Consider the following 24,360-nt stretch of genomic DNA (forward strand, 5'->3'; position numbering starts at 1 on the left):
CGCCCGGAGCGGCACCGCGGTCTGTCCCGCGCCGGCTCCCGGTTCCGGTGGACGCGCGACCACCGTCCGGACGGCGGCTACGGCGTCGGGCCCGCGGAGGTCGCCGCCCTACCGGCGAGTTCACGCCGAGTTGCCGCTCGGGGCCGCCGGCCGTCCGGGGCGGCGCCGGACGCGCCGCCGTGCGCCTGGGCAGCCCCCGCCGCGCCGTACGCCGCCGGAGACCTGCCGGGCGGTGGGCGCCATACCGGTCGTCATCGGGAGAAGCCGTGTGCGCGATGCCCTGCGAATCGTAAGATCGGGGATCTCGTGGGGGGAGGTGGTCAATGGGCAGGCGGCGCCCTGAAACGCCGACGCTGGAGGAGGTGGCCGCCCGCGCCGGAGTGGGCCGGGGCACGGTCTCCCGCGTCGTCAACAACGCGGCGGGGGTGAAGGACTCGACACGCCAGGCCGTGCAGCAAGCCATCGCCGAGCTGGGGTACGTGCCCAACCTCGCGGCCCGGACCCTGGCCGGCCGGCGCGCCGACGCGGTCGCGCTCGTCGTGACGGAGCCGGACTGGCGGCTGTTCGCGGAACCGTTCTTCTCGGAGATCGTCAGCTCGCTGGGGGACGCGCTGGCCGACACCGGGATGCAGTTGCTGCTGACCATGGTCCGCTCGGACACCGAACGGAAGCGGTTCCTGGAGTACGCCCGCGGCGGCCGGGTCGACGGCGCGCTGCTGATCTCCGTGCGCACCGACGACTCCCTGCCCGACATGCTCGCCGAGGCCGGGCTGCCGACCGTGCTGCTGGGCCGCCGCTCGGGCGACGAGCACGTCAGCTACGTCGACGCGGACAACGCCGGGGGCGCCCGCAGCGCGGTCACCCACCTGCTGGCCACGGGCCGCAAGGCGATCGCCACCATCACCGGGCCGCTCGACATGTACGTCGCCCAGTGCCGGCTGCGCGGCTACCGCCAGGCCCTGGCGTCGGTCGGGCTGAGCACCGACGCGTCCTGGATCGCCGAGAGCGACTTCACCGAGGAGAGCGGCCGGCGCGCCATGGCCGGGCTGCTGGAACGGCATCCGGAGATCGACGGGGTGCTCGCCGCGTCGGACACCACGGCGGCCGGTGCGCTGCGGGCGCTGCGGGCGGCGGGCCGCCGGGTGCCGGAGGACGTGGCCGTCATCGGTTTCGACGACTTCCCGCTGGCCGAACAGACCGAGCCCCGCCTGACCACGGTCCGCCAGCCGCTGACCGACATCGGCCGGGCCATGGTCCGACTCCTGCTGGAGGAACTGGACGAACCGGCAATGGCCTGGCGCCACGTCATCCTCCGAACGGAACTGATCCGCCGCGATTCGGCCTGACGAGGAGAGGGGCACGACTGCGCGCGGGAGCGGGAGGGCTCGGCCGGCCCGCGCGCGGCCGCGTGCGGGGACGGGCCGGCGGGGACACGACCGGACGCGGGCCCGGCTTGTCGGCGGGACGGGGCGCGAAGGCGCGGACGCCCGGGGCCTCCGGCAACCTCCACGCGCGCGGCCGGCAGAGACGCGACCAGCCGCAGGCGCGGCCCGGCAACGGCTCGGCCGACGGCAGAGGCGTACGGTCGCGCGCAGCCGTACGCGGCTCAGGCGGTGGCGGTGTGGCGCAGGGGTGGGACCGGGCCGTCGTAGGGGCGCGGGAGCGCGCCGCATCCCGGCGGCGTGGCGCAGCCGGCCCGCCGGAGACCGGTCGGCCGGCCGCGCGCACCCGTCGGCCCGCCACGCCCTGAACCGGCCGCCGACCCCGCTTTCGGGAGCGCTCCCAGCAAGCGGCGCCGGGAAACCGTCGGCGCCCGGCCGCCTCACCTGCGTCTTCGAAACCTCTTCGACACATTCCCCGCGCGACACCTTGTCAGGGGCATGAACTCTCCCTACAGTCCCTGCCCAACGGAGGTAATGGGAGCGCTCCCATTCTGCGCTGGGAGCGCTCCCGCATCCGACCGTCCCCGAGAGGACCCGCATGCGACCGTCACCGCACTCCGCCCGTGCAGCGAGTGGCCTGATCGGCGCGCTGCTCGGCGCGCTCGCCGTACTGGCGGCCCTGCTCACCACGGCCCCGGCGGCCCAGGCCGACACCGCGATCTGCGAACAGTACGGCTCGACGACGATCCAGGGCCGTTACGTCGTCCAGAACAACCGCTGGGGCACCAGCGAGGCCCAGTGCATCAACGTCACGGACTCCGGCTTCCGGATCACCCAGGCCGACGGCTCGGTGCCGACGAACGGCGCCCCCAAGTCGTACCCGTCCGTCTTCAACGGCTGCCACTACACCAACTGCTCGCCCGGAACCAGCCTCCCGGCCCAGCTGAGCACCATCTCCAGCGCGCCCACCAGCATCTCGTACTCCTATGTGAGCAACGCGGTGTACGACGCCGCGTACGACATCTGGCTCGACCCCACGCCCCGCACCGACGGCGTCAACCGGACCGAGATCATGGTCTGGTTCAACAAGGTGGGCTCGATCCAGCCGGTGGGCTCGCAGGTCGGCACCGCCACCGTGGCCGGACGCCAGTGGCAGGTGTGGTCCGGCAACAACGGCTCCAACGACGTGCTGTCCTTCGTCGCGCCGTCGGCGATCGGCAGCTGGAGCTTCGACGTCATGGACTTCGCCCGGCAGGCCGTCTCGCGCGGACTGGCGCAGAACAGCTGGTACCTGACGAGCGTCCAGGCCGGCTTCGAGCCCTGGCAGAACGGCGCCGGGCTCGCCGTGACCGCGTTCTCCTCCACCGTCAACACGGGCGGCAGCGGGCCCGGCGGTCCCGGAAGCCCAGCGGCCTGCCAGGTGACGTACGGGACCAGCGTCTGGTCCGGCGGCTTCACCGCCGACGTCACCATCGCCAACACCGCCGCGACCCCGGTCGACGGCTGGCAGCTGGCGTTCACCCTGCCCGCCGGCCAGCGCGTCACCAGCGCCTGGAACGCCGGGCTCACGCCGTCGTCCGGCGCGGTCACGGCCACGAACCTGGCACACAACGGGCAGATCGCGGCCGGCGGCCGGGTGACCTTCGGTTTCCAGGGCACGTACAGCGGCACGTTCGCCAAGCCCGCCGGGTTCAGCCTCAACGGAACCGCCTGCACCACCGCGTGACGCGCGCCCCCGCGTCCCGTCTCCCCCGCACCCAGCCCGAGGAGCGCTCATGAGACACCCACCGGACGACCTCCACCCGGGGCGTACCGCCCGTCCGATCCGACGGAAGGAGAGAATCGTGGCCCGACGCGGCAGGCTCCTGTCGGTCGTGGCGGCCTTGTCGACCCTGCTGGCCGCGCTCGGCCTGGCCCTGCTGGGACAGGGCAGCGCCAAGGCGCACGGGGTGGCGATGCTGCCCGGCTCCCGTACCTATCTGTGTTACCTGGACGGCCACACGGGGACGGGCGGGATGAACCCGACCAACCCGGCGTGCAAGGACGCGCTGGCCAAGAGCGGGGCGACCGCGCTGTACAACTGGTTCGCCGTACTCGACTCCAACGCCGGTGGCCGTGGCGCCGGTTACGTCCCGGACGGCACCCTGTGCAGCGCGGGCGACCGGTCGCCTTACGACTTCTCCGCGTACAACGCCGCCCGCTCGGACTGGCCGCGCACCCACCTGACCAGCGGCGCGACGATCCAGGCGCAGTACAGCAACTGGGCGGCGCACCCGGGCAGTTTCCGGGTCTACCTCACCAAGGCCGGCTGGTCGCCCACCACTCCGCTGCGCTGGGCCGACCTCGACCTGATCCAGACCGTCACCAACCCGCCCCAGCAGGGCTCCGTCGGCACCGACGGCGGCCACTACTACTGGGACATGAAGCTGCCCGCCGGGCGCTCCGGTGACGCGCTGATGTTCATCCAGTGGGTCCGCTCGGACAGCCAGGAGAACTTCTTCTCCTGCTCCGACGTCGTCTTCGACGGCGGGCACGGCGAGGTGACGGGCATCGGCGGCTCCGGCACCACGCCCACGCCCACCCCGACTCCGACCCCCACCCCCACGCCGACCCCGACCCCGACCCCGACGCCCACGGACCCGCACACCGGTTCCTGCATGGCCACGTACTCCGTGGTCAGCGCGTGGAACGGCGGATTCCAGGCGTCCGTCGAGGTGATGAACCACGGCACCACCCCGCTCGACGGCTGGGCCGTGGCCTGGAAACCCGGCACCGGCACCAAGATCAGCAGCCTGTGGAACGGAACGTCGAGCACCGCCTCCGACGGCACGGTCACGGTCCGCAACGCGGACCACAACCGGGTGATCCCGGCCGACGGCACCACCACGTTCGGCTTCACCGCCACCTCCACCGGCAACAACCTGCCCGCCGGAACCATCGGTTGCGTCACGGCCCAGAGCACTTCGTGAGGACCGTGCGCCAGGCGCCGCCTCCCCGGCCCGCACCCGGGGAGGCGGCGCGTTCCGTTTGCCGCCACGCGGCCGGGGGCGACGTGTGTGCCGATTTCGGCCACCCGGATGGGGACATTGACAAGGCGGGCGCACGCGTCGAAGCATTGCTGGGCACGTCTACGGCACCTCACTAGTTCCCGGGTGGCACACGCGGCCCGTCGTCAAGGCAGGTACCGATGACCACGAATCAGCTGTTCGCCCTCTTCTGCGACCTCGCCCTCATCATCGTGCTCGCCCGAATACTGGGCGCCGTTGCTCAGCGCTTCTCCCAGCCCGCGGTCATCGGTGAGGTGATCGCGGGCATTCTGCTCGGCCCCACTCTCCTCGGCCATTCCGTGCCGGAGTTCCTCTTTCCGCCCGACATACGGCCGATGCTCACCGCGCTCGCCGATGTGGGCATGGCCGTCTTCATGTTCATCGTGGGTCTGGAACTGGACCGGAAAATCCTGCGCGGCACCGGGAAGCTGGCCGCCACCGTGGCGGTCTCCTGCATTCTGCTGCCGTTCGGACTGGGCTCCCTGCTCGCCCTGATGCTGGCGGAGGATCACGCGCCCGACCACCGGCTCAGTTTCGTCCTCTTCATGGGCACGGCGATGTCGGTGACCGCCTTTCCCGTACTCGCCCGCATTCTCACGGACCGGAAGATGCAGCACACCCCGATCGGCGGGCTGGCGCTCGCCTGCGCCGCGATCGGTGACGTGCTCGCCTGGTGCATGCTCGCCGCCGTGGTCGCGCTGGCCGGCGGAGGAGGCGGTGATCAGTGGCTCCTGCTGCTGCTCGTGCCGTACGCCGGTGTGATGGTGTGGGTGGTCCGCCCGCTGCTGCGCCGGCTGGTCGCGGCCGGCGGCCACCGGCTGACGTCCTCGGTGCTGACGGTCGTCCTCGCCGGACTGCTCGTCTCCGGCGCGATCACCGAGCGGATCGGCCTGCATTTCATTTTCGGCGCGTTCCTTTTCGGAGTGGTGATGCCGAAGGAGTCCACGGAGCGGCTCCGCGCGGACATCATCGACCGGATCGGCCATGTGAGCGGTCAGCTTCTGCAACCGGTCTTCTTCATCATCGTGGGTCTGAAAGTCGATCTGTCGGATCTGGGAGGGTCCGGCTGGCTGGACTTCGCGCTCATTCTGACGGTCGCGGTCAGCGGGAAATTCATCGGCGCGTTCCTGAGCGCCCGGGCCTTCGGTGTCACGGCACGCCAGTCGGCGGTGCTCGCCACGCTGATGAACACGAGAGGGCTCACCGAGCTGATCATTCTGACCGCCGGTCTGCAACTCGGAGTGCTCGACGAGCGGTTGTATTCCCTGATGGTCGTGATGGCCGTCGTGACGACGGCGATGGCCGGGCCGCTGCTCGCCGTCTTCCGGCCGCGCAATCCGACCGACCAGGAACCCGTCATACCGGTCCGGGACGCCAAGCCGCCGGCCACCAAGCACTGAGACCGTCGGGTTCCGGCCATGCCGCCGCCCCGGCTCAGCCCTCGGCGGCCAGCTTGTACAGGGCGTTCACCGTCCTCCAGTTGCGGGTGGTGGCCGGGATGCCGAGACGGCGTTCGAAGAAGGCGTTGTCGAGCTTGGTCCTGCCGTAACCGTCGGGGACGTGCAGATGGACCTCGTCGCCGGCCAGGGTGAAGACGGCACTCTCACCGGCCGGCACCGCGAGCCGGGCGGCCTGCTCGGCGGTCGGCTGCCGGGCGAGGAAGGTGACGTACAGCCTGGCCGGGTCGTCCTCCTGGCCGAGGTAGGGGCTGGCGGCCAGGGTGCGGGCCAGCGAGCCGGCGGAGCGCAGCAGGACCGTGACGGACACCCCGAGGTCGTCGGCGATCCGCCGCTCGATGCGCGCGGCCTCCTCGTCGGGCGCCCACGGGCCGGGAGCGTCGAACACCGCGTTGCCGCTCTGCAGATGAGTCCGGACGGCCTCGAACCCCATGCCGGCGAGCAGGGCGCGGAGATCCGCCATGGTGATCCTGGTCCGGCCGCCGACATTGACCCCGCGCAGCAGCGCGATCCGCTTCGTCATGCCCCCAACCTCTCATGCGCACGCGCGCTCACCGGCCGGAGTCCGCACCGAACGCGCCCAGTTCGGTCCGCATCTCGCGTCGGGTGCGCCGCAGCCGGCCCCAGAGTTCGTCGATGCTCTCCCGCACGGCCTGCGCCGAGTCCCCGGCGCGCGGGGCGCCGTCGTCCAGGCGGCGGACCATGCCGTAGACCGCTCCCAGGTCGTGGCTGAGGTCGGCCACGAGGGCCAGCACCCGCTCCGGCAACCGCATCTGGGCCTCTGCGTAGACGTCCCGGTACTGGTCGCGGGCCTCCGTGAGCCGCTGCCGTACGATCCGCAGCTCCTCGTCCCGGCCCAGCGCGAACACCTGGTCGGTGAGCGCGGCCAGGTACTGCCGGGCGGAGGCGTTCAGGGCGACGGAGCAGGCGCGCAGTTCCTGGGCGTGCCGGCGTCGTTCCCGCACCTGTTCGGTGCGGTCCAGCTCGCGCCGCCGGCTGCGGTCGGCCGCGCGCTGGGTCAGCAGCGCGGACAACAGCGTCCCGACGACTCCGACGATCGCGACCACGGGCGCGGTCACTTCCCCGACGTCCACCCCGCCTCCACACCGTAGTTCCGCCACGTTCAGGAAAGCAGTGGCGTGCGCCGGGGTGAACGGCCGGCCCGGACCTCGCCCGGTGTTCGCCCCGCCGCCGACCGGGCCGGACGCTCCCGGCCGCTTTCCCGGGGCCGCCCGGCGCCGCGCCCGCCGCGGGACGGCCTTGCGGAAACCGGGTGGAGGTCGACGCTCCGGCATGCCTACAGTCACGGGATGACCACACGGACCTTCCGCATCACCTTCCGCGGCGCCTTCGACGGCCTGACCGAGGCCCAGCGCGCCGCCCTGCTCGCCGACGCCGCCCGACACGACGTCCTGCGCGCCGCGTTCACGCCCGAGGGGACCCTCACCTACGACATCGCCGCCCGGCCCGCGTTCACCTTCCGCTTCTCCGCCACGGGCGAGAAGGAGGAGGACATCCTGGCGGCGACCGAGCGGGCCGAGCAGACGGCCACGTCCTGGCTGACCGAGCGCGGCTACGGCTTCAAGCACCTGCGGACCACCGCCGAGGACCTCTCCCAGGCGCCCCTGGGCAAGCGGCAGCGCCGCGCCGCCCGGGCGACCGGCTCATGAAGTCCGGGCATAAACTTGAGTAGTCAAGTAGTCGGCAAGAGAAGGGCGGGGCAGGGGCGATGAGCGAGGACGCGCTGGACGCGGCGCTGCGGCTGGTACGGGCCCAGGCGGCGCTGGTACGGCGGTTCGACGCGCGGCTCGGCGGACTGCACGGCGTCAGCCTCGCCGACTTCACGCTGCTGCTCCGGCTGGCGCAGGCGCCCGGCGGCCGGATGCGCCGGGTCGACCTGGCCGAGGCGCTGGGGCTGACCGCTTCCGGGGTCACGCGCGGGCTCGCTCCGCTGGAGCGGATCGGGCTGGTGACCCGGGAGCCGGACGCCCGGGACGCGCGCGTGGCCTACGCGGCGCTGACCGGGACCGGGCGGCGGCTGCTGACGGAGATGCTGGCCACGGCGCGGGAGACGGCCGCCGAGGTCTTCGCCGCCCCGGCCTGGCCGCCGGCGGACATCGCCCGCCTCACGGACCTGCTGTCCCGCCTGGGCGGCACGGGCCTGACGGACCGCTGACGGGCGCCGCTCCGCCGCCTCGGCGCCCCGGCGTCTCGCGGCCCCCGGAGGCGTCAGGCCCCGTCGCCTCCCGGTATCCAGCCCTGGCGGCGCAGTACGGCGGAGACGTCCGGTGCCCGGTAGTGCTCGCCCTTGAGGACCTTGCCGTCGGCGCGGCGGGCGACCTGGCCGTCCGGGCCGCGCTTGCTCATGTTGGCGCGGTGGATCTCGGCGATCACCTCGTCGAGGTCGATGCCGTGCACCAGAGCCGTGCCGTACGCCACGTACACCACGTCGGCCAGCTCGTGCGCGAGCCGGTCCAGCGGACCCTGGACCGCGACCTCGGCGACCTCCGCGGCCTCCTCGGCGAGCAGTTCGCCCCGGTGGGCGGCCAGGGCGGGGTCCACCTCCGTCGGCGTGGCGCGGACGTCGAGACCGAAGGCGCGGTGGAACTCGTGGACGAGGCGGGCGGGCGAAGTGCTCATGCGGCGACTCTAACGGGCGGCACCGACAACGCCCTCCGGCCGCGGTCGCTGTGACCCCGGTCCTGGTCAGCGCCGTACCCGGGCTGGCAGGATCGCCGCATGTCCAAGGTGTTCCCCCGGGCCGGCAGGCGCACGGCGTTCAAGGGCGCGGCCGTCGGTGTCGTGGCTCTCGGGTTGCTGCTGTGGTGGCTGCTGCCGCTCGGCGACAAGCCCCCGAGCGGGACGATCGTGTTCAGCACCGGTACGTCCCGCGGGGTCTATCAGGAGTACGGCGAGCGGCTGCGCACCGAGATGGACCGGGACATGCCGGGGCTGACGGTGAAGCTGCTCACCAGCGCCGGTTCCCAGGAGAACGTGGAGCGGGTGGCGACCGGACAGGCCGACTTCACCATCGCGGCGGCCGACGCGGTGGCCGCGTACGAGTTGCGGCACGGCAGCGGCGCCGGACGGCTGCGCGGGGTGGCCCGGCTCTACGACGACTACCTGCAGCTCATCGTGTCCCCGGACTCGGACATCAGGAACGTCGCGGACCTGCGGCACAAGCGGGTGGCGATCGGGCTGCCCGACTCCGGGGTGCGGCTGATAGCCGAGCGGGTGCTGCGGGCCGCCGGCATCGATCCGCGCGAGGACATCATCCCGGCCGGCGACGGCATCGACGTCGGGCCGGCGCGGCTGCGGGCGGGGAAGATCGACGCCTTCTTCTGGTCCGGCGGGCTGCCCACGAAGGGGCTGGCCGCGCTGGCGAAGAAGGGCGCCTTCCGGTTCGTGCCGATAGACGACGACCTGATGGCCCGGCTGCACGGCCAGGGCGAGAGCGCGCGCTACTACCGGTCCACCAACATCCCCGAGTCGGCCTACCCGACGGTGCAGCAGGGCGCTCCGGTGCCGACGATCGCCGTGTCCAACGTGCTGATGACCCGTACGGACGTCGATCCCCGGCTGACGGAGTGGGTCACCCGCACGGTGATCAAGAGCCGGGACGGCATCGGCGCCCATGTCCACTCCGCCCAGCTGGTCGACCTGCGCACGGCCATCTACACCGACCCGCTCCCCCTCCAGGAGGGCGCCCGGCGCTACTACCGGTCCGTGAAACCGTGACCGGCGGCCTGCCCGGTCCGCGCATGGAGGCCCGGTCCGAGCCTCCGGCCCCGCCCCGTGACGGCCGCCTCGCCGCCTAGCCGGCGCCCATGGAGGTCTCGGCGCTCTCCGCGTGCCGGGGCACCCGGACCGTGACCCGCAGGCCCCGCGGCTCGTGGTGGGCGTAGTCGATCGAGCCGCCGCCCGCCGCGAGCAGGGCGCGGGAGATGGACAGTCCGAGGCCCGAGCCCTTCACGTTCTGGTGCCGGCCGCTGCGCCAGAAACGGTCGCCCACGCGCGCGAGTTCCTCGTCGGTGAGGCCGGGTCCGGTGTCCGTGACGACGACCGCGGTGGTGTCGCCGTCGGCGGCGACGGCGACCTCGACCGTGCCGCCCTCGGGAGTGAACTTCACGGCGTTGTCGATCACCGCGTCCAGGGCGCCGGACAGGGCGATCGGGTCGGCCCAGGCGGTGGTGGGCGGGCAGTCGCCGGTCAGCCGGACGCCCTTGGCCCGCGCGGCCGGCGCCCAGGCGGCCACCCGCTCCCCGGCCAGCGCGCCGATGTCGGTCAGCCCGAGGTCGGCCTCGGCGTGCTCGGCCAGCGCCAGGTCGAGCAGGTCGTCCAGGACCCGCGCGAGACGCTTGCCCTCGGTCCGCACCGAGGCGATCTCCGCGTTGTCCTCGGGGAGTTCGAGCGCGAGCAGTTCGATGCGCAGCAGCAGTGCCGAGAGCGGGTTGCGCAACTGGTGCGAGGCGTCGGCGACGAAGGCGCGCTGCTGCTCCAGCACGGCCTCGACGTTGTCCGCCATCTCGTTGAACGAACGGGCCAGCCGTCTCAGTTCCGGCGGTCCGCCGGCGACCGCGACGCGGGACTTCAGCCGCCCGGTGGCGATGTCGTGCGTGGTGGCGTCCAGGACCCGCACCGGCTTGAGCACCCAGCCGGTCAGCCTGAGCGCGGCGCCGACGGCGAGCAGCATGGCCGCGATCTCGCCGGCGCCGATGACCAGCCAGCCGCGCAGGATCCGGGAGCGCAGCTGCCCGGTGGGCGAGTCGGTGACCACGACCGCGACGACGTCCCCGTCCCGGATCACCGGCGAGGCGACGACGAGCCGGTTGCGCTGCCAGGGCCAGGCCTGCGGCGGATCGTGGCTGCGCCGGCTGAGCAGCGCCTCGTCGAACGCCCGGCGTACCTGGCCCGTGCTCGGGACGAACCAGTCGCCGGGCGCGTTGGCCATCGCCTCCGTGCGGTTGCGGTAGAAGACGCCCGCGCGGATGCCGTAGACGTCGTAGTAGCTCTCCAGCTCGCTGCGCAGGCTCGCCCGGCGCTCGTCGGTCGTGGTGCGGCGGGATCCGCCGGGCCCGTCGGTGACGAACTGGGCGAGCGCGGCGAACCGGGCCGTGTCGTCGATCCGGTCGACGACGACGCGTTGCTGCTGGGCGGCGGCCAGGCTGCCGGCGAGCGGGATGCCGAGCGCGAGCAGCACGGCCGCCAGCAGCACGATGAGCAGAGGGAGGAGACGTGTGCGCACCCGTCCCCGCTAGGCGGCCGGGGCGACGAGCCGGTAGCCGACGCCGCGTACGGTCTCGATCAGCGCGGGCATGCGCAGTTTGGCGCGCAGGGAGGCGACGTGCACCTCCAGGGTGCGGCCGGTGCCCTCCCAGCTGGTGCGCCAGACCTCGCTGATGATCTGCTCCCGCCGGAAGACCACGCCGGGCCGCTGCGCGAGCAGGGCGAGCAGGTCGAACTCCTTGCGGGTCAGCGGGACCACCGCGCCGTCCACGCTGACCTGGCGGGTGGGCAGTTCGATGCGGACGGCGCCGAGCAGCAGGGCGTCCTCGCCGCCGCCGGCGGGGTCCTCGTGGACGGTGCGCCGGCTGACGGCGTGGATCCGGGCGAGCAGTTCCCCGGTGTCGTACGGCTTGACGACGTAGTCGTCGGCGCCCAGGTTGAGGCCGTGGATGCGGGAGCGGACGTCGGAGCGGGCGGTGACCATGATCACCGGCGTGCTGGTGCGTTTGCGTATCTTGCCGCAGACCTCGTAGCCGTCCTGGTCGGGCAGGCCGAGGTCGAGCAGGACGACGCCGAAGCCGTTGCCCTCGGGGACGAGCGCCTGGAGGGCCTCCTCGCCGCTGCGCGCGTGGGTGACCTGGAAGCCATGGCGCGCCAGGACGGCCGACAGGGCCGCGGCGACGTGGTTGTCGTCCTCGACGAGCAGCAGTCTCATCCCCGCCCCCTCCGGTTCAGCGGTCGTACGGTCTCGGTTTCCGTCCGCCTTGTAGATCACAGGCACGCGCGCGTGCACCATGGCAGTGACGCCGATGGACTAGGACGGCGTCAAGGGCCTTCAGGTTGCCCGCGTCTTCCGTTATCCGGCCGATACGCGCGCGGACCGCAAGTGCTACGACATGTGTCCGGTTGCTACCGGATCGTGATGCTCAGATCTCCCTCAGATGTGATGACGCAGGTCACAGCCCCTCACTACTGTCCTCGGATACCCGAGGAGGACGGAGCCTGAGAGCGATGACCAAAGTAACGGTGGCCAAGGAAGACGTGGCCGCGTCCGACGAACTGGTCGTCCTGAAGAGCGTCAACAAGCACTTCGGCGCGTTGCACGTGCTCCAGGACATCGACCTGACGATCGCCCGCGGCGAGGTCGTCGTGGTCATCGGGCCCTCCGGGTCCGGCAAGTCGACGCTGTGCCGCACCATCAACCGCCTGGAGACGATCGATTCGGGCACCATCACGATCGACGGCAAGCCTCTGCCGCACGAGGGCCGGGAGCTGGCGCGGCTGCGGGCGGACGTCGGGATGGTGTTCCAGTCGTTCAACCTGTTCGCGCACAAGACCGTGCTCGAGAACGTGATGCTGGGCCAGGTCAAGGTCCGCAAGGCGGACAAGAAGCAGGCCGAGGAGAAGGCCCGGTCGCTGCTGGACCGGGTCGGCGTGGGCACCCAGGCCGACAAGTACCCGGCGCAGCTGTCCGGCGGTCAGCAGCAGCGGGTCGCGATCGCGCGGGCGCTGGCGATGGACCCGAAGGTCATGCTGTTCGACGAGCCGACCTCCGCTCTCGACCCCGAGATGATCAACGAGGTCCTGGAGGTCATGCAGCAGCTCGCGCGCGAGGGCATGACGATGATCGTCGTCACGCACGAGATGGGCTTCGCGCGGTCGGCCGCGAACCGGGTCGTCTTCATGGCGGACGGCAGGATCGTCGAACAATCCTCGCCCGACCAGTTCTTCAGCAACCCGCGCAGCGACCGGGCCAAGGACTTCCTGTCCAAGATCCTGCACCACTGACCGGCCCGGCCCCCGCCACCCGCGCCTCAGGGACTCGTTCCTCACCACTCAGAAGGATGTTCACGATGAAGCTCCGCAAGGTCACCGCCGCCTCGGCCGTCCTCCTCGCCCTCTCCGTGACCGCCACCGCGTGCGGCGGCGACAAGGACGACAAGGGCTCCGGCGATGGCAAGAAGATCACCATCGGCATCAAGTTCGACCAGCCGGGCATCGGCCAGAAGACGCCGCAGGGTTACGCGGGCTTCGACGTCGACGTGGCCACCTATGTCGCCAAGAAGCTCGGCTACAAGGAGGACCAGATCGAGTGGAAGGAGTCGAAGAGCGCCGACCGCGAGACCATGCTCCAGCGCGGTGACGTCGACTTCATCACCGCCTCCTACTCGATCACCCCGGAGCGCCAGAAGCTGGTCGACTTCGCCGGCCCGTACCTGCTCGCCCACCAGGACGTGCTGGTCCGCGCGGACGACACCTCCATCAAGTCGCCGGCGGACCTGAACAAGGCGCGCCTGTGTTCGGTCACCGGCTCGACCTCGGCGCAGAACGTCAAGGAGAAGCTGGCCCCCAAGGCGCAGCTCCAGAAGTACCCGACGTACTCCGCCTGCCTGACCGGTCTGCAGAACAAGGCGATCGACGCGCTGACCACGGACGACTCGATCCTCGCCGGCTACGCCTCGCAGTCCCAGTTCAAGGGCAAGTTCAAGCTCGGCGGCCTGAAGATGACGAACGAGAACTACGGCATCGGCGTCAAGAAGGGCAGCGACCTCAAGGACAAGATCAACAAGGCCCTCGAGGCGATGGTCTCCGACGGCTCCTGGCAGCAGGCCGTGGACAAGAACTTCGGCCCGGCCGGCTACAAGAACGAGTCCGCCCCGAAGATCGGCGAGATCAAGAGCTGAGGCAACGCCCGGCGGGTGCGCCGTCCCCGAGGGCGGCGCACCCGGGCATCCCTACACGCGGAAGCGCGGGAGAACGTGTTCGACTTTCTTGACGACTACGACGTACTGGGCGCCTTCTGGACGACGGTGCAGCTGACCCTGCTGTCCGCCGTGGGCTCCCTGATCTGGGGCACCCTGCTGGCCGCCATGCGGGTGGGCCCGGTGCCGTTGATGCGCGGCTTCGGCACCGCCTACGTGAACATCGTGCGGAACATCCCGCTCACGGTGATCATCCTGTTCTCCTCGCTCGGCCTGTACTCGACGCTGGGCGTCAGCCTCGGCGCCAGCGACAACATCGACACGGTCAACTTCCGGCTGGCGGTGCTGGGGCTGATCGTCTACACGTCGGCGTTCGTGTGCGAGGCGATCCGGTCCGGCATCAACACGGTGCCGGTCGGCCAGGCGGAGGCCGCGCGCGCCATCGGCCTGGGCTTCTCCCAGGTGCTGTTCCTGGTCGTGCTGCCGCAGGCCTTCCGGGCGGCCGTCGGCCCGCTGACCAACGTGCTGATCGCGTTGACCAAGAACACGACGGTGGCGGCGGCGATCGGCGTCGCCGAGGCGGCGCTGGTGATGAAGGACATGGTCGAGAAGGAGGCGCAGCTGCTGCTGATCTCCGCGATCATCGCCTTCGGCTTCTGCTGCCTGACCCTGCCGACCGGCCTGATCCTCGGCTGGGTGGGCAAGAAGGTGGCGGTGAAGCGATGACTTCGATCCTGTACGACGCCCAGGGGCCGCGCGCCAAGCGGCGCAACATCCTCTACACGGTGCTCTTCCTCGTCGCGCTCGCGGCCGTCGTCTGGTGGGTGTACACCGCCCTCGACGAGAAGAACCAGCTGGCCTGGGCGCTGTGGAAGCCGTACCTCGGCGGCGGTACCGAGGCGTACTCGGCCTACATATGGCCGGGCCTGGAGAACACCCTGAAGGCCGCGGCGCTGTCGATGGTCATCGCGCTGCCCCTGGGCGCCGTCCTCGGTATAGCGCGGCTGTCGGACCACGTCTGGGTGCGGGTGCCGGCGGCGGTCGTCGTGGAGTTCTTCCGCGCGATCCCCGTCCTGGTCCTGATGATCTTCGGCCTGGCGCTGTTCGCCCAGTACACCGACGTGAACTCGGACGACCGTCCGCTCTACGCGGTCGTCACCGGCCTGGTGCTGTACAACGCGTCGGTCCTCGCCGAGATCGTCCGCGCGGGCATCCTCGCGCTGCCGAAGGGCCAGTCCGAGGCGGCCATGGCGATCGGCCTGCGCAAGGGGCAGGTGATGCGGGTCATCCTGCTGCCGCAGGCGGTCACCACGATGCTGCCGGCGATCGTCAGCCAGCTGGTGGTCATCGTCAAGGACACCGCGCTCGGCGGCGCCGTCCTCACCTTCCCCGAGCTGCTCGCCTCGGCGAACACCATGAGCGGCTACTACGGCGCCAACACCATCGCCTCCTTCACGGTCGTCGCCGTGATCTACGTGGTCATCAACTTCTCGCTGACCTCGTTCGCGAGCTGGCTGGAGGGCCGGCTGCGGCGGCGCAAGAAGTCGACCGGCGCGATGCTGAGCGTCGACGACATGGCCGACATCCCGGGTCACGCGGGCACCGGAACCTCGGCCTGACGGCAAGTCAGACCCGAACGCACCACTCGGGGGCAGCGGCATGATCGCCACTGCCCCCGGTCGCTTGACGCGAACTCTGCCAATGGGTTGCATACGTTTTGTGATCGTGCACCCCGCTCCTCCTTCCTGTTCACTTGTCTTCGTCAGGGCATCGTCACGGGCAGGGGGCGCCGCGTCATGGACCCGGTGATCATTGTCGGAGCGGGACCCGTCGGACTGACGCTCGCCCTGCTGCTGACCCGTCAGAACGTCCCCGTCGTCGTCCTGGACGAGGGCCCCGGCAAGGACGAGCCCCGTCCGGCGCGCACCGTCGTACTGCGCGAGGACACGGCCGCCCTGCTGGAACGGCTGACCGGAGTGGCGCTCGACGGGCACGGCGTGCGCTGGGCCGGATGGCGGTCCGTCAGGCGCAGGCAGGTGATGACCGAGATCGCCTTCGCCGAGGACGACCCCGCCGCGCCGCTGCACATCGCCCAGCACGTCGTGACGAACGCCCTGCGCGCGGCCCTCGCCGGCGAACCGCTGGCCGAGATCGCCGTCGACAGCCGCCTGGACACCGTCGAGCAGGACCGGTCCGGCGTGACCGCGCACACCCGGGGTCCCAAGGCCACCTGGTGGCGCGGCGGTTACCTGGTCGGCTGCGACGGCCCCCGCTCGACCGTGCGCAAGCTCCAGGACATCCGCTTCCCGGGCCGTACGGCCGTGGAGCGGCACGCGGTCGCCGCGCTGCGGACGGAACTTCCGTGGGAGGGCTGTGCGTTGCTCCACCGGATGCCGCCGTGGCGGCAGTCCGGGCCCTCGGCCGGAGAGGTGACCGCCCGCCCGCTCCCGGACGGCGCCTGGCGCCTGGACTGGCTGCTGCCACCGGGAAAGGAGCTGGTCACGCCCGAGATCCTGCTGACCCGGATCCGCGAGACCCTCACGGGCTGGACGGGCAGCGACGCACCGGCGTACGACCTGCTCGACACCGGTGTCCACACGGTGCACCACCGGCTGGCCCGCCGCTGGCGCGCCGGCCGGGTCTTCCTCGCCGGGGACGCGGCCCACCTGCACGGCGCGTTCGGCACCCAGGGGCTCGACGAGGGTCTGCGGGACGCCGACAACCTCGCCTGGAAGCTCGCCACGGCCTGGCACCACGGCCCGCACGAGGCCCTGCTGGACAGCTACCAGACCGAGCGGCGCGCGGTGGTCGCCGCCCGGCTGCGCGCCGCCGACCAGGCACTGCCGGTGCTGCGCGGCGGCGGACTGCGCGGCATCGTCCCGGGCGCGGCCCGCGGGCACGACGCGCAGTTCACCGACGGCCATCTGGGGCGCGGTGCGCTGGGCGCACCCGGCACGTACGCCGGCTCGCCGCTCGAGCCCGGGCACCTGGAGGCGGCGATCCCCGTCGACACCCCGCCCGGCGCCCAGGTGACCGACGTCCGGGTCACGGCGGAGGACGGCTCCTTCGTCCGGCTGCGGGACCGGCTCGGCCGCGGCGCGCTGCTGGTCGTGCTGATCGCGCCCGGTACGGGGGTGTGGGACCGCAAGCACTGGGTGTCCGCCGGGGTGATGCCCCGGCTCGCGGCGGCCGTGACGGCGCTGCCGCACCCCGCCGAGCTGCTGGTCGCCGAGAGCTACCCGGGTGCGCCGGCGCACAGTGTGCTGCTGGTACGCCCCGACGGCCACCTGGTCACCGCGCTGAGCGGGGTCCGCCCGGCCGACCTGTACACGGCGGCGCAGGCCACGCTGGGCGGCCCGGCACCGGACCCGGAGCCGCAGCCGGAGGAGGACCGGGCCGAGGAGCGGACGAGCGAACAAGCGGCGACGGCAGAAGCGGGCGCGGGCCGGCGCTGACCCTCCGGACCGGGCAGACGGCCCGTCGTGCCGCACCTCCACGCCGACGGCAACCGACGTCCCGGCCGCGGCCGATCGCGAGCGGGGGGTGACTCCGGGCCCGGCCGCCCCCTGGAAGCCGGCAGGCCCCTGGCCCACACCGAACATGAGCGAACGCACGGCCACTCCCAGGCACGCCTGCCTCCGGCCCCACCGCACGCCGAGAACGAAGGCCGGGCACCGGGTCCCGCCGGACGCCGAGAACGGGAGCCGGGCTTTGGGTCCCGCCGGACGCGAGCGGCGACCGCTGCTCCGGTCCGTGCGCGGCGCTACACCGGGATGCGTCCGGGCGTGAGTGGACGCGCGCCCGCTCCCGGGAGTGCCCGACGCCGGCTCCACCTGCCGCCAGGCGCTGAGCGCAGAAGCCGGGCTCCGACTCCCGTCGGGCGCGAGCAGTGTCCGCTTCCGTCCTGCGCGGGGCACTACACCGGATACGTCCGTCTACGGCCCGCGCCGGGCTCAGGTAGGGCCCGGGCCCTCACCCCGCCCGCATCCGTACCGTCCGCGACCCGGCCCGCGCCGGGCCCGAGGAGGACCCCTTCCCTGCCCGCGCGGGCAGGGAAGGGAGGCGTTCGCTGCCGGGGCGCGCCGGGCGCGAGCGTAGGCGGCCGGTTCCTGGTTCGCCCCGGGCGCTCAGTGGGAACGGTGCGCCTTCGGCCTGCGCTGATCGCGCGCTCTCGCTCCCCGTCCACGGGATGACACTCGGTTGACCGAGGTGGGCCGGCATGCTGTACTCCCGATCGTGACCGACACCTGCGTGCGCCTGTGGCGGAGGGTCCACATGGACCTCGTCCGCTACGCGGGCTGCGTGTGTCGCCCGTCCTGCTGAATTCGCTCCCCTTTCCTCACCGGGCGTCGTCGCGCGCCCGTTTCCGCGAACTCCCAGGACGGTGTGCTCGTGTCTGTCCCCTCTTCCCCGCCCTCCCTCGTGTCCGCTGCCGCCACCGCGGCGCCCACGCAGGCGGACCTCCTCGACTTCGTCCGGCGCACGGCGGCCGACGCCGAGCTGATCGCCTCCCTCCCGCTCGACCCGGAGGGCCGTACGTGGGTCCGGCTGGACGGCCCCGGCGGCAGCGAGGCCTGGCTGATCGGCTGGCCGCCCGGCACCGGCACCGGCTGGCACGACCACGCCGACTCGGTCGGCGCCTTCCTCACCGCCTCGGGCGAGCTGACCGAGAACTCCCTCGCCGCCCGGCTGCCCACCGACGGCTGGAAGACCCTGGAACTCACCGACGGCGTGGACCGCGTACGCCGGCTGCCCGCGGGACAGGGCCGCGCCTTCGGCCGTCACCATGTGCACGAGGTGCTCAACGAGTCCCTCGACCGACACGCGATCTCCGTCCACGCCTACTACCCGCCGCTCCCGCACATCCGTCGTTACAGTCGCACCGGCCAGGTGCTGCGCCTGGAGCAGGTCGAACGCCCGGAGGACTGGCAGTGAGCCACCACACCAGCGAACAGCCGCCCGGCATCGACGAGGTGCTGGAGCGGGTCCGGACGGGCTACCGGCGCATCGAGGCACGGGAGGCGCACAAGGCCGCCCTCCTCGGTGACGCGCTGCTGGTCGACATCCGGTACGCCGCCCTGCGCGAACGGGACGGCCTCATCCCCGGTGCCGTCGTGGTCGAGCGCAACGAGCTGGAGTGGCGCCTCGACCCCCGGGGCAGCCACCGCCTCCCCGAGGCCACCGGACACGACCTGCGCGTCGTGGTGATCTGCAACGAGGGGTACGCCTCCAGCCTCGCCGCCGCCTCCCTCCACCAGCTGGGCCTGCACCGGGCGACGGACCTGGTGGGCGGTTTCCAGGCGTGGCGGGCGGAGGGCCTGCCGGTGGAGCCGGCGACGGCCTGAGGACAGCGGTGCCCGCGGCGGTCGCCGGTGTCACTCCTTCGCCGTGGCGACCGTCACCGGCCGCACCCGCAGCGCCGTGCGTCCCGGCACGGCGCTGGCCACCAGCGCGAGGAGGCCGGCGAACCCGACGACGCCGGCGTAGAGCAGCGGGGTGACCGTGGGTGCGGCCCGGCCCGTCATGCCGAGGCTGAATGCGGTGAGCACGGCGAGGGCGATACCACTGCCGAGCGAAGTGGCGAGGAAGAGAACCGACAGCGCCTCGGTGCGCAGCATGCGCAGGACCTGCCGCCGGGTCGCGCCGGCGAGGCGGAGCAGCGCGAACTCCCGGACCCGCTCGGCGACCGACATGGCGAGCGTGTTGCCGACGGCGATCGCGGTGAAGGCCAGCACCAGCCCCATGGCGAGATAGCCGACCTCGGCGTTCGTCCGCTCCTGGTCGGCCTGGAGGGCATCGGCGGCGGCCGGCGAAAGAACCCGCAAGCCCGGGAACTCACGGAGCGTGTTCGCCAGTTCTCCCTGTGTGCGGGCCGTGCTGACGAGGACGGAGGAGGCGAGCGGGTTGTCGACGTGGGGGGCCACGAGGCCGTGGTCGAAGGTGAGATCGCCGAAGCCGAGTCCCTTGGCGTAGACGGCGGCGACGGTGAGCGTGGCGGGCGTGCCGTCGCCGAGCGTGACGTTCAGGGGGCTTCCCGGCCGCAGATGCTGCTGGTCCGCGGCCACTTCGCTGACGGCGACGGTGCCGGGGCCGAGCCGGTCGAGGGAGCCGGCGGTGACCTCCGGGTCCCAGGTGCGGGTCAGACCCGCCGGGGTGACGCCCTGCGCCGGGTACTTGTCCAGGCCGACGCGGACGGTCGTCCGGACCACCTCGGTGACCGTGTCGTGCCGTGCGCGCAGCCGCCCGGCGGCCTCGCCGGGGACGCCGGGCCCCCGGGCGGCCACGACCCAGTCGGCCCGGACACCTTCGCGGACCTGGGCGCGGGCGGCGTGCCCGAGGGTCTCCTGGACGAACAGGACGGTGCAGGTCATGCCGACGAGCAGGGTGAGAGGGGTGACGACGGAGGCCATCCGGGCGGCGTTGCCGCGCAGGTTGGCGGTGGCGAGCCGGCCGCCGTGCCCGGTGAGCCGGAGCGGGCCGGCGAGCAGCAGCACGGCGGCCCTGACCAGGAGCGGACCGAGCAGGGCCACGGAGGTGGACAGGACGACGACGGCGAGGAAGGTCACGGGGGTCGAGGCGGGCTCGGTGCGCAGGACGGTGAGGACGACGACGAGGACGGTTCCGCCGGCCAGGAGCAGCAGCCCGGCGGCGATCCGGCCGAGCGCGGGCCGGCTGCGCTCGGTCCTGGCTTCGGCCAGGGCCTCGGCCGGGCGGATCCGGGCGATCCTGTGGCCGGCGATCCGGGCCGCCGTCCAGGCGGCGAGCAGGGTGGCGACGAGGGCGACGAGCGGCGGGAAGACGCCGACGGTGCGCTCGAGGGTGTCGGGTACGGCGCCGAGGGCGACGAACCTGGAGTACAGCCAGTCGCCCAGTGGCAGTCCGAGCAGTGCGCCGGCCGTGCCCGCCGCCGCACCGACGATCAGCGCCTCCCGGCCGAGCAGCCCGCGGACCTGCCCGGACGTGGCGGCGACGGCCCGGAGCAGGGCGAGTTCGCGGTGGCGCTGCCGGACGGTGAGCCCGAAGGTGCCGACGACCACGAGGACCGCCACCAGCAGCGACGTGCCGCCCATCGCGGCGCCCATGCTGACCAGCCGGGTGCGGGCGGCGGCCGCGTCCAGGAACTCGACGGGCCCGCGGCCCTCGCCGGTACTGACCTGGGCCGTGGTGCCGTGCAGCGCCCGCGTCACGGCCCGGCGCACCCCCTCGGGGTCCGTGCCCTTGGCCGGCAGCACGCCGAACGCGGTGACCCGTCCGGGGTGCGCGGCCAGTCGGCGGGCCTCGGCGCCGGAGAAGAACAGGGACGTCTGGTGGCGCACGGGGGTGGCCGGGGTGGCGACACCGGTGATCCGGTAACTCCGCGGGGCCCGCGTGGACTGCACGGTGAGCCGGTCGCCGGGCCGGAGCCGGGCCCGCGCGGCGAGGTCGGCGTCGATGACGAGGTCACCGGCGGCCATGGGGGCGTGGCCCGCGGTCAGCCGGTACGGGGTGAGCGCGGCGGAGTCCCAGGCATGGCCGTGGGCGGTACGGCCGCCGGTGCCGGCCGGGGTCGTCGGCTGGGCGGGGAAGGTGAGTTCGGGGACGACCCGGGCCACGCCAGGGGTGCGGGCGAGCGTGTCGCGCAGTCGCCCGGGAAGCCAGGCGCGTTCGGCGATGGGCTTCGCCTTGTGCTTGACCTTCGTCTTGCCGTGCTTGTGCTTGACGGTGGTCCGGTGCACGTACTGGTCCGCGGAGATCACGACGGGAGCGGCGGCGTAGCGCTCGGTACGGATGGTGCCGCGCAGGCCGGTGTCGAGGAGGGTGCCGCACGCGGTGATCAGGGCCGCCGCGCACATCAGGGCGAGGAAGGCGCCGAGGAATCCCGCCTTCCGGGCCCGGACGGTCCGCAGTGCGTAGCGCAGCATCATGGGGACGGGCTCTCTTCTGTTGTACACGTCGGTTGTGTGCGCTGGGCGCGCGTACAGAGTCGCCGGTACAGGGGCGGGAGAGCACTGCGGTGACCCGGCGTCTTGGCAGGGGGACACCCCACCCCCGGGGGCCGGGGGCTAACCCCACCCCGGCGCCCGACGCCGGTTGCCACCGGACGCCCCGTGAGGCCCGTGCCGGAAGTCCCCTTCCCGGAAGGACCGGTACGCCCTCGGCCTCCAGCGGACCGGAGCCTCGTCCCCGTGGAGTCAGAAGTCCCCGTCCCCGAGGAATTCGGTGTCCTCGCCCTCCTCCTCCAACGCCTGGCGGACGACGCGGAGGGCCATGCCCTCGGGATAGCCCTTGCGGGCGAGCATGCCCGCGAGCCGGCGGATCCGTTTGTCGCGGTCCAGGCCACGGGTGGCACGCAGTTTGCGGTCGACGAGGTCCCGGGCGGTCGCCTCCTCCTGCTCGGAGTCGAGCCGGGCGACGGCGTCCTCGATCAGCGCCGAGTCGACGCCCTTGGTCCGCAGTTCCCGGGCGAGGGCGCGACGGGCGAGTCCCCGGCCGTGGTGCCGGGACTCCACCCAGGCGTCCGCGAAGGCTCCGTCGTCGATGAGCCCGACCTCCTCGAACCGGTCCAGCACCTCCTGGGCGACGTCCTCGGGGATCTCCCGCTTGCGCAGGGCGTCCGCGAGCTGCTTGCGGGTGCGCGGGGTCCCGGTGAGCAGGCGCAGGCAGATCGCCCGGGCCCGCTCAGCCGGGTCCCCTGAAGACTCCCCCCGCTCGTCCCTCGCCGAGGAAGGGGCGCCTTCGTCCTCACCTGGCGCGTCCCCGAAACCGCGCCGCCGCCGGCCGCGGGCGCGTCCCCCGCCCCGCGCGCCGCCGGATCCTCCGAAGCCACGGCCGCCGGGTGAACCGCCCCCGTGCGGCTCACCGCCCGCGCCGCCCGTGTCCGGGCCGCCGTCACCCTCGTACCCGCCGGTGCTCCCGTACGCGCCGGCGGCCCCGTGTCCGCCGGCGCCATGGGCGTCGGGCCCGTCGTGCTCCTGCCGCCCTCGGTACCGCTCACGTCCCCCGTGCCCGTCGTACCCGTCGTGCTCGCCGTATCCGTCGTCCCGGTGTCCGTCGCCACCGTCCGGGGCGGAGTGCGGACGGCCTCCGGTGCCCCTCCCCCGTGGGGCACCGGGGGTGGCGTACTCGTACTCGGCCCAGTCGGTTCGTCGTGTCACGGGTCAGCTCTTGGCTGCGGCGGCCTTGGGCTTGGTGGCCTTGGCGGCCGCTGCGGCGGGAGCCGGCTTGGCGGCGTCCCCGGCCGTCGCGGTGGCGACCGCCGCGTCGGCGCCCGGCTCGGCGGCGGGCTCCTCCGGCCGGACCCCCACGCCCAGCTTCTCCTTGATCTTCTTCTCGATCTCGTTGGCCAGGTCGGGGTTGTCCTTGAGGAAGTTGCGCGCGTTCTCCTTGCCCTGGCCGAGCTGGTCGCCCTCGTACGTGTACCAGGCGCCGGCCTTGCGTACGAAGCCGTGCTCCACGCCCATGTCGATCAGACCGCCCTCGCGGCTGATGCCCTGGCCGTAGAGGATGTCGAACTCGGCCTGCTTGAAGGGCGGCGCGACCTTGTTCTTGACGACCTTGCAGCGGGTGCGGTTGCCGACCGCCTCCGTGCCGTCCTTCAGGGTCTCGATGCGGCGGATGTCGATGCGCACCGAGGCGTAGAACTTCAGCGCCCGGCCACCGGTCGTGGTCTCGGGGGAGCCGAACATCACGCCGATCTTCTCGCGGAGCTGGTTGATGAAGATGGCGGTGGTCTTGGACTGGTTGAGCGCGCTGGTGATCTTCCGCAGCGCCTGGCTCATCAGGCGGGCCTGCAGACCGACGTGGCTGTCACCCATCTCGCCCTCGATCTCCGCGCGCGGCACGAGCGCGGCGACGGAGTCGATGACGATGAGGTCGAGGGCACCGGAGCGGACCAGCATGTCCACGATCTCCAGCGCCTGCTCGCCGTTGTCCGGCTGGGAGAGGATCAGGTTGTCGATGTCGACGCCGAGCTTGCGCGCGTACTCGGGGTCGAGGGCGTGCTCGGCGTCCACGAAGGCGACCTGGCCGCCGGCCTTCTGCGCGTTCGCCACGGCGTGCAGGGTCAGGGTCGTCTTGCCGGAGGACTCCGGTCCGTAGATCTCCACGACACGGCCGCGCGGCAGGCCGCCCACGCCGAGGGCGACGTCGAGCGCGGTCGAGCCGGTCGGGATGACCTCGATGGGCTCCTTCGACCGCTCGCCCATGCGCATGACCGCGCCCTTGCCGAATTGCCGTTCAATCTGCGCGAGCGCGGCGTCGAGCGCCTTCTCGCGGTCGGTTCCTGCCATGGGTTCCACCCGGTTTGCTTGAGTCGATCGCTTCACGTCAAAGACGCTAACGCCTGCCACTGACAATGCGCCCCGACGCAGGCCCGGCCTGTGGATAACCGAGGGGCATCTTCCCGTAAAGAGGGGCAAAAACCCCAGCCGACAGCCTCGCCTGAGTCTCCATAAGAATAGATGTTCGATTTTTGTGTCAAGCGCACCACTGACCACGCGCGCCCCAGCCCGAGACGTCCGGACCCTCTCTCGCCCGCCGGCGACGCCGGCCTCCGGCGCGCGGCGAT

General features: G+C 72.5%; 23 protein-coding genes. 15 read left to right on the plus strand and 8 right to left on the minus strand.

The features are described 5' to 3' along the window. Positions 1-323 precede the first annotated feature (323 nt). The 4 genes from SCK26_RS09930 (at position 324) to SCK26_RS09945 (ending at position 5,829) form a co-directional block, all read left to right on the plus strand. Positions 324-1,346 (plus strand): LacI family DNA-binding transcriptional regulator, encoded by a 1,023-nt coding sequence (locus SCK26_RS09930; protein ID WP_318200917.1) that lies wholly within the window; start codon positions 324-326, stop codon positions 1,344-1,346. A gap of 634 nt (positions 1,347-1,980) precedes the next feature. Further along, positions 1,981-3,108: a GH12 family glycosyl hydrolase domain-containing protein gene (locus tag SCK26_RS09935; protein WP_318200918.1), complete on the plus strand. Its 1,128-nt coding sequence runs from the start codon at positions 1,981-1,983 to the stop codon at positions 3,106-3,108. Between the two features lie 118 nt (positions 3,109-3,226). Beyond that, positions 3,227-4,351, plus strand: coding sequence for a lytic polysaccharide monooxygenase (locus SCK26_RS09940; RefSeq protein ID WP_318200919.1), 1,125 nt, complete (start codon positions 3,227-3,229; stop codon positions 4,349-4,351). A 218-nt stretch (positions 4,352-4,569) separates the two neighbouring features. Further along, a complete protein-coding gene (locus tag SCK26_RS09945) occupies positions 4,570-5,829 on the plus strand; it encodes a cation:proton antiporter (protein ID WP_318200920.1) in 1,260 nt (419 codons plus the stop codon). A 34-nt stretch (positions 5,830-5,863) separates the two neighbouring features. Here the strand turns inward: SCK26_RS09945 and SCK26_RS09950 are convergent, their stop codons facing one another. Both SCK26_RS09950 and SCK26_RS09955 read right to left on the minus strand, forming a co-directional pair. Then, positions 5,864-6,409, minus strand: coding sequence for a DUF1697 domain-containing protein (locus SCK26_RS09950; protein ID WP_318200921.1), 546 nt, complete (start codon positions 6,407-6,409; stop codon positions 5,864-5,866). A 28-nt stretch (positions 6,410-6,437) separates the two neighbouring features. Beyond that, positions 6,438-6,980 carry a hypothetical protein gene (locus SCK26_RS09955; protein WP_318200922.1) on the minus strand — a complete coding sequence of 181 codons (543 nt, stop codon included), beginning with the start codon at positions 6,978-6,980 and terminating at the stop codon, positions 6,438-6,440. A 216-nt stretch (positions 6,981-7,196) separates the two neighbouring features. Here SCK26_RS09955 and SCK26_RS09960 point away from each other — a divergent pair, with 216 nt between their 5' ends. Both SCK26_RS09960 and SCK26_RS09965 read left to right on the plus strand, forming a co-directional pair. Then, entirely contained in the window at positions 7,197-7,556 is a 360-nt protein-coding gene (locus SCK26_RS09960) for a DUF6204 family protein (protein WP_318200923.1), read from the plus strand. 59 nt (positions 7,557-7,615) lie between these two features. After that, the gene (locus tag SCK26_RS09965) at positions 7,616-8,062 is read left to right on the plus strand and encodes a MarR family winged helix-turn-helix transcriptional regulator (protein ID WP_318200924.1); all 447 of its coding nucleotides are present in this window, start codon (positions 7,616-7,618) and stop codon (positions 8,060-8,062) included. A 53-nt stretch (positions 8,063-8,115) separates the two neighbouring features. Here the strand turns inward: SCK26_RS09965 and SCK26_RS09970 are convergent, their stop codons facing one another. Continuing rightward, on the minus strand, positions 8,116-8,526 hold the full coding sequence (locus tag SCK26_RS09970; protein ID WP_318200925.1) for a MazG nucleotide pyrophosphohydrolase domain-containing protein: 411 nt from the start codon (positions 8,524-8,526) through the stop codon (positions 8,116-8,118). Positions 8,527-8,625: 99 nt separating this feature from the next. On the opposite strand from SCK26_RS09970, the gene SCK26_RS09975 reads away from it, so the two are divergent. Beyond that, the gene (locus SCK26_RS09975; protein ID WP_318200926.1) at positions 8,626-9,624 is read left to right on the plus strand and encodes a TAXI family TRAP transporter solute-binding subunit; all 999 of its coding nucleotides are present in this window, start codon (positions 8,626-8,628) and stop codon (positions 9,622-9,624) included. A gap of 76 nt (positions 9,625-9,700) precedes the next feature. Here the strand turns inward: SCK26_RS09975 and SCK26_RS09980 are convergent, their stop codons facing one another. Continuing rightward, the gene (locus tag SCK26_RS09980) at positions 9,701-11,131 is read right to left on the minus strand and encodes a HAMP domain-containing sensor histidine kinase (protein ID WP_318200927.1); all 1,431 of its coding nucleotides are present in this window, start codon (positions 11,129-11,131) and stop codon (positions 9,701-9,703) included. Positions 11,132-11,140: 9 nt separating this feature from the next. Beyond that, complete coding sequence (locus SCK26_RS09985) at positions 11,141-11,827, minus strand: response regulator transcription factor (RefSeq protein ID WP_318200928.1); 687 nt, start codon at positions 11,825-11,827, stop codon at positions 11,141-11,143. A gap of 296 nt (positions 11,828-12,123) precedes the next feature. On the opposite strand from SCK26_RS09985, the gene SCK26_RS09990 reads away from it, so the two are divergent. The 8 genes from SCK26_RS09990 (at position 12,124) to SCK26_RS10025 (ending at position 19,159) form a co-directional block, all read left to right on the plus strand. Continuing rightward, positions 12,124-12,900: an amino acid ABC transporter ATP-binding protein gene (locus SCK26_RS09990; protein WP_318200929.1), complete on the plus strand. Its 777-nt coding sequence runs from the start codon at positions 12,124-12,126 to the stop codon at positions 12,898-12,900. A gap of 65 nt (positions 12,901-12,965) precedes the next feature. After that, positions 12,966-13,796 (plus strand): glutamate ABC transporter substrate-binding protein, encoded by an 831-nt coding sequence (locus SCK26_RS09995; protein WP_318200930.1) that lies wholly within the window; start codon positions 12,966-12,968, stop codon positions 13,794-13,796. A gap of 75 nt (positions 13,797-13,871) precedes the next feature. Further along, entirely contained in the window at positions 13,872-14,540 is a 669-nt protein-coding gene (locus SCK26_RS10000; RefSeq protein WP_318200931.1) for an amino acid ABC transporter permease, read from the plus strand. Continuing rightward, a complete protein-coding gene (locus SCK26_RS10005) occupies positions 14,537-15,433 on the plus strand; it encodes an amino acid ABC transporter permease (protein WP_318200932.1) in 897 nt (298 codons plus the stop codon). Before SCK26_RS10000 ends, SCK26_RS10005 begins: the two co-directional genes overlap by 4 nt. Before the next feature lie 177 nt (positions 15,434-15,610). After that, on the plus strand, positions 15,611-17,269 hold the full coding sequence (locus tag SCK26_RS10010) for an FAD-dependent monooxygenase (RefSeq protein ID WP_318200933.1): 1,659 nt from the start codon (positions 15,611-15,613) through the stop codon (positions 17,267-17,269). A 796-nt stretch (positions 17,270-18,065) separates the two neighbouring features. Then, positions 18,066-18,137: a putative leader peptide gene (locus SCK26_RS10015; RefSeq protein WP_309544753.1), complete on the plus strand. Its 72-nt coding sequence runs from the start codon at positions 18,066-18,068 to the stop codon at positions 18,135-18,137. A 69-nt stretch (positions 18,138-18,206) separates the two neighbouring features. Beyond that, positions 18,207-18,749: a cysteine dioxygenase gene (locus tag SCK26_RS10020; protein ID WP_318200934.1), complete on the plus strand. Its 543-nt coding sequence runs from the start codon at positions 18,207-18,209 to the stop codon at positions 18,747-18,749. Next, positions 18,746-19,159: a rhodanese-like domain-containing protein gene (locus SCK26_RS10025; protein WP_318200935.1), complete on the plus strand. Its 414-nt coding sequence runs from the start codon at positions 18,746-18,748 to the stop codon at positions 19,157-19,159. Before SCK26_RS10020 ends, SCK26_RS10025 begins: the two co-directional genes overlap by 4 nt. A gap of 30 nt (positions 19,160-19,189) precedes the next feature. Here the strand turns inward: SCK26_RS10025 and SCK26_RS10030 are convergent, their stop codons facing one another. From SCK26_RS10030 to recA, 3 genes are all read right to left on the minus strand, one after another. Further along, a complete protein-coding gene (locus SCK26_RS10030; protein WP_318205972.1) occupies positions 19,190-21,718 on the minus strand; it encodes an ABC transporter permease in 2,529 nt (842 codons plus the stop codon). A 267-nt stretch (positions 21,719-21,985) separates the two neighbouring features. Next, positions 21,986-22,948 carry a recombination regulator RecX gene (recX, locus tag SCK26_RS10035; RefSeq protein ID WP_318200936.1) on the minus strand — a complete coding sequence of 321 codons (963 nt, stop codon included), beginning with the start codon at positions 22,946-22,948 and terminating at the stop codon, positions 21,986-21,988. Positions 22,949-22,951: 3 nt separating this feature from the next. Further along, positions 22,952-24,082 (minus strand): recombinase RecA, encoded by a 1,131-nt coding sequence (gene recA / locus SCK26_RS10040; RefSeq protein ID WP_318200937.1) that lies wholly within the window; start codon positions 24,080-24,082, stop codon positions 22,952-22,954. Positions 24,083-24,360: the final 278 nt, after the last annotated feature.

The sequence above is a fragment of the Streptomyces sp. SCL15-4 genome (genome assembly GCF_033366695.1).
Classification (GTDB): Bacteria; Actinomycetota; Actinomycetes; order Streptomycetales; family Streptomycetaceae; genus Streptomyces.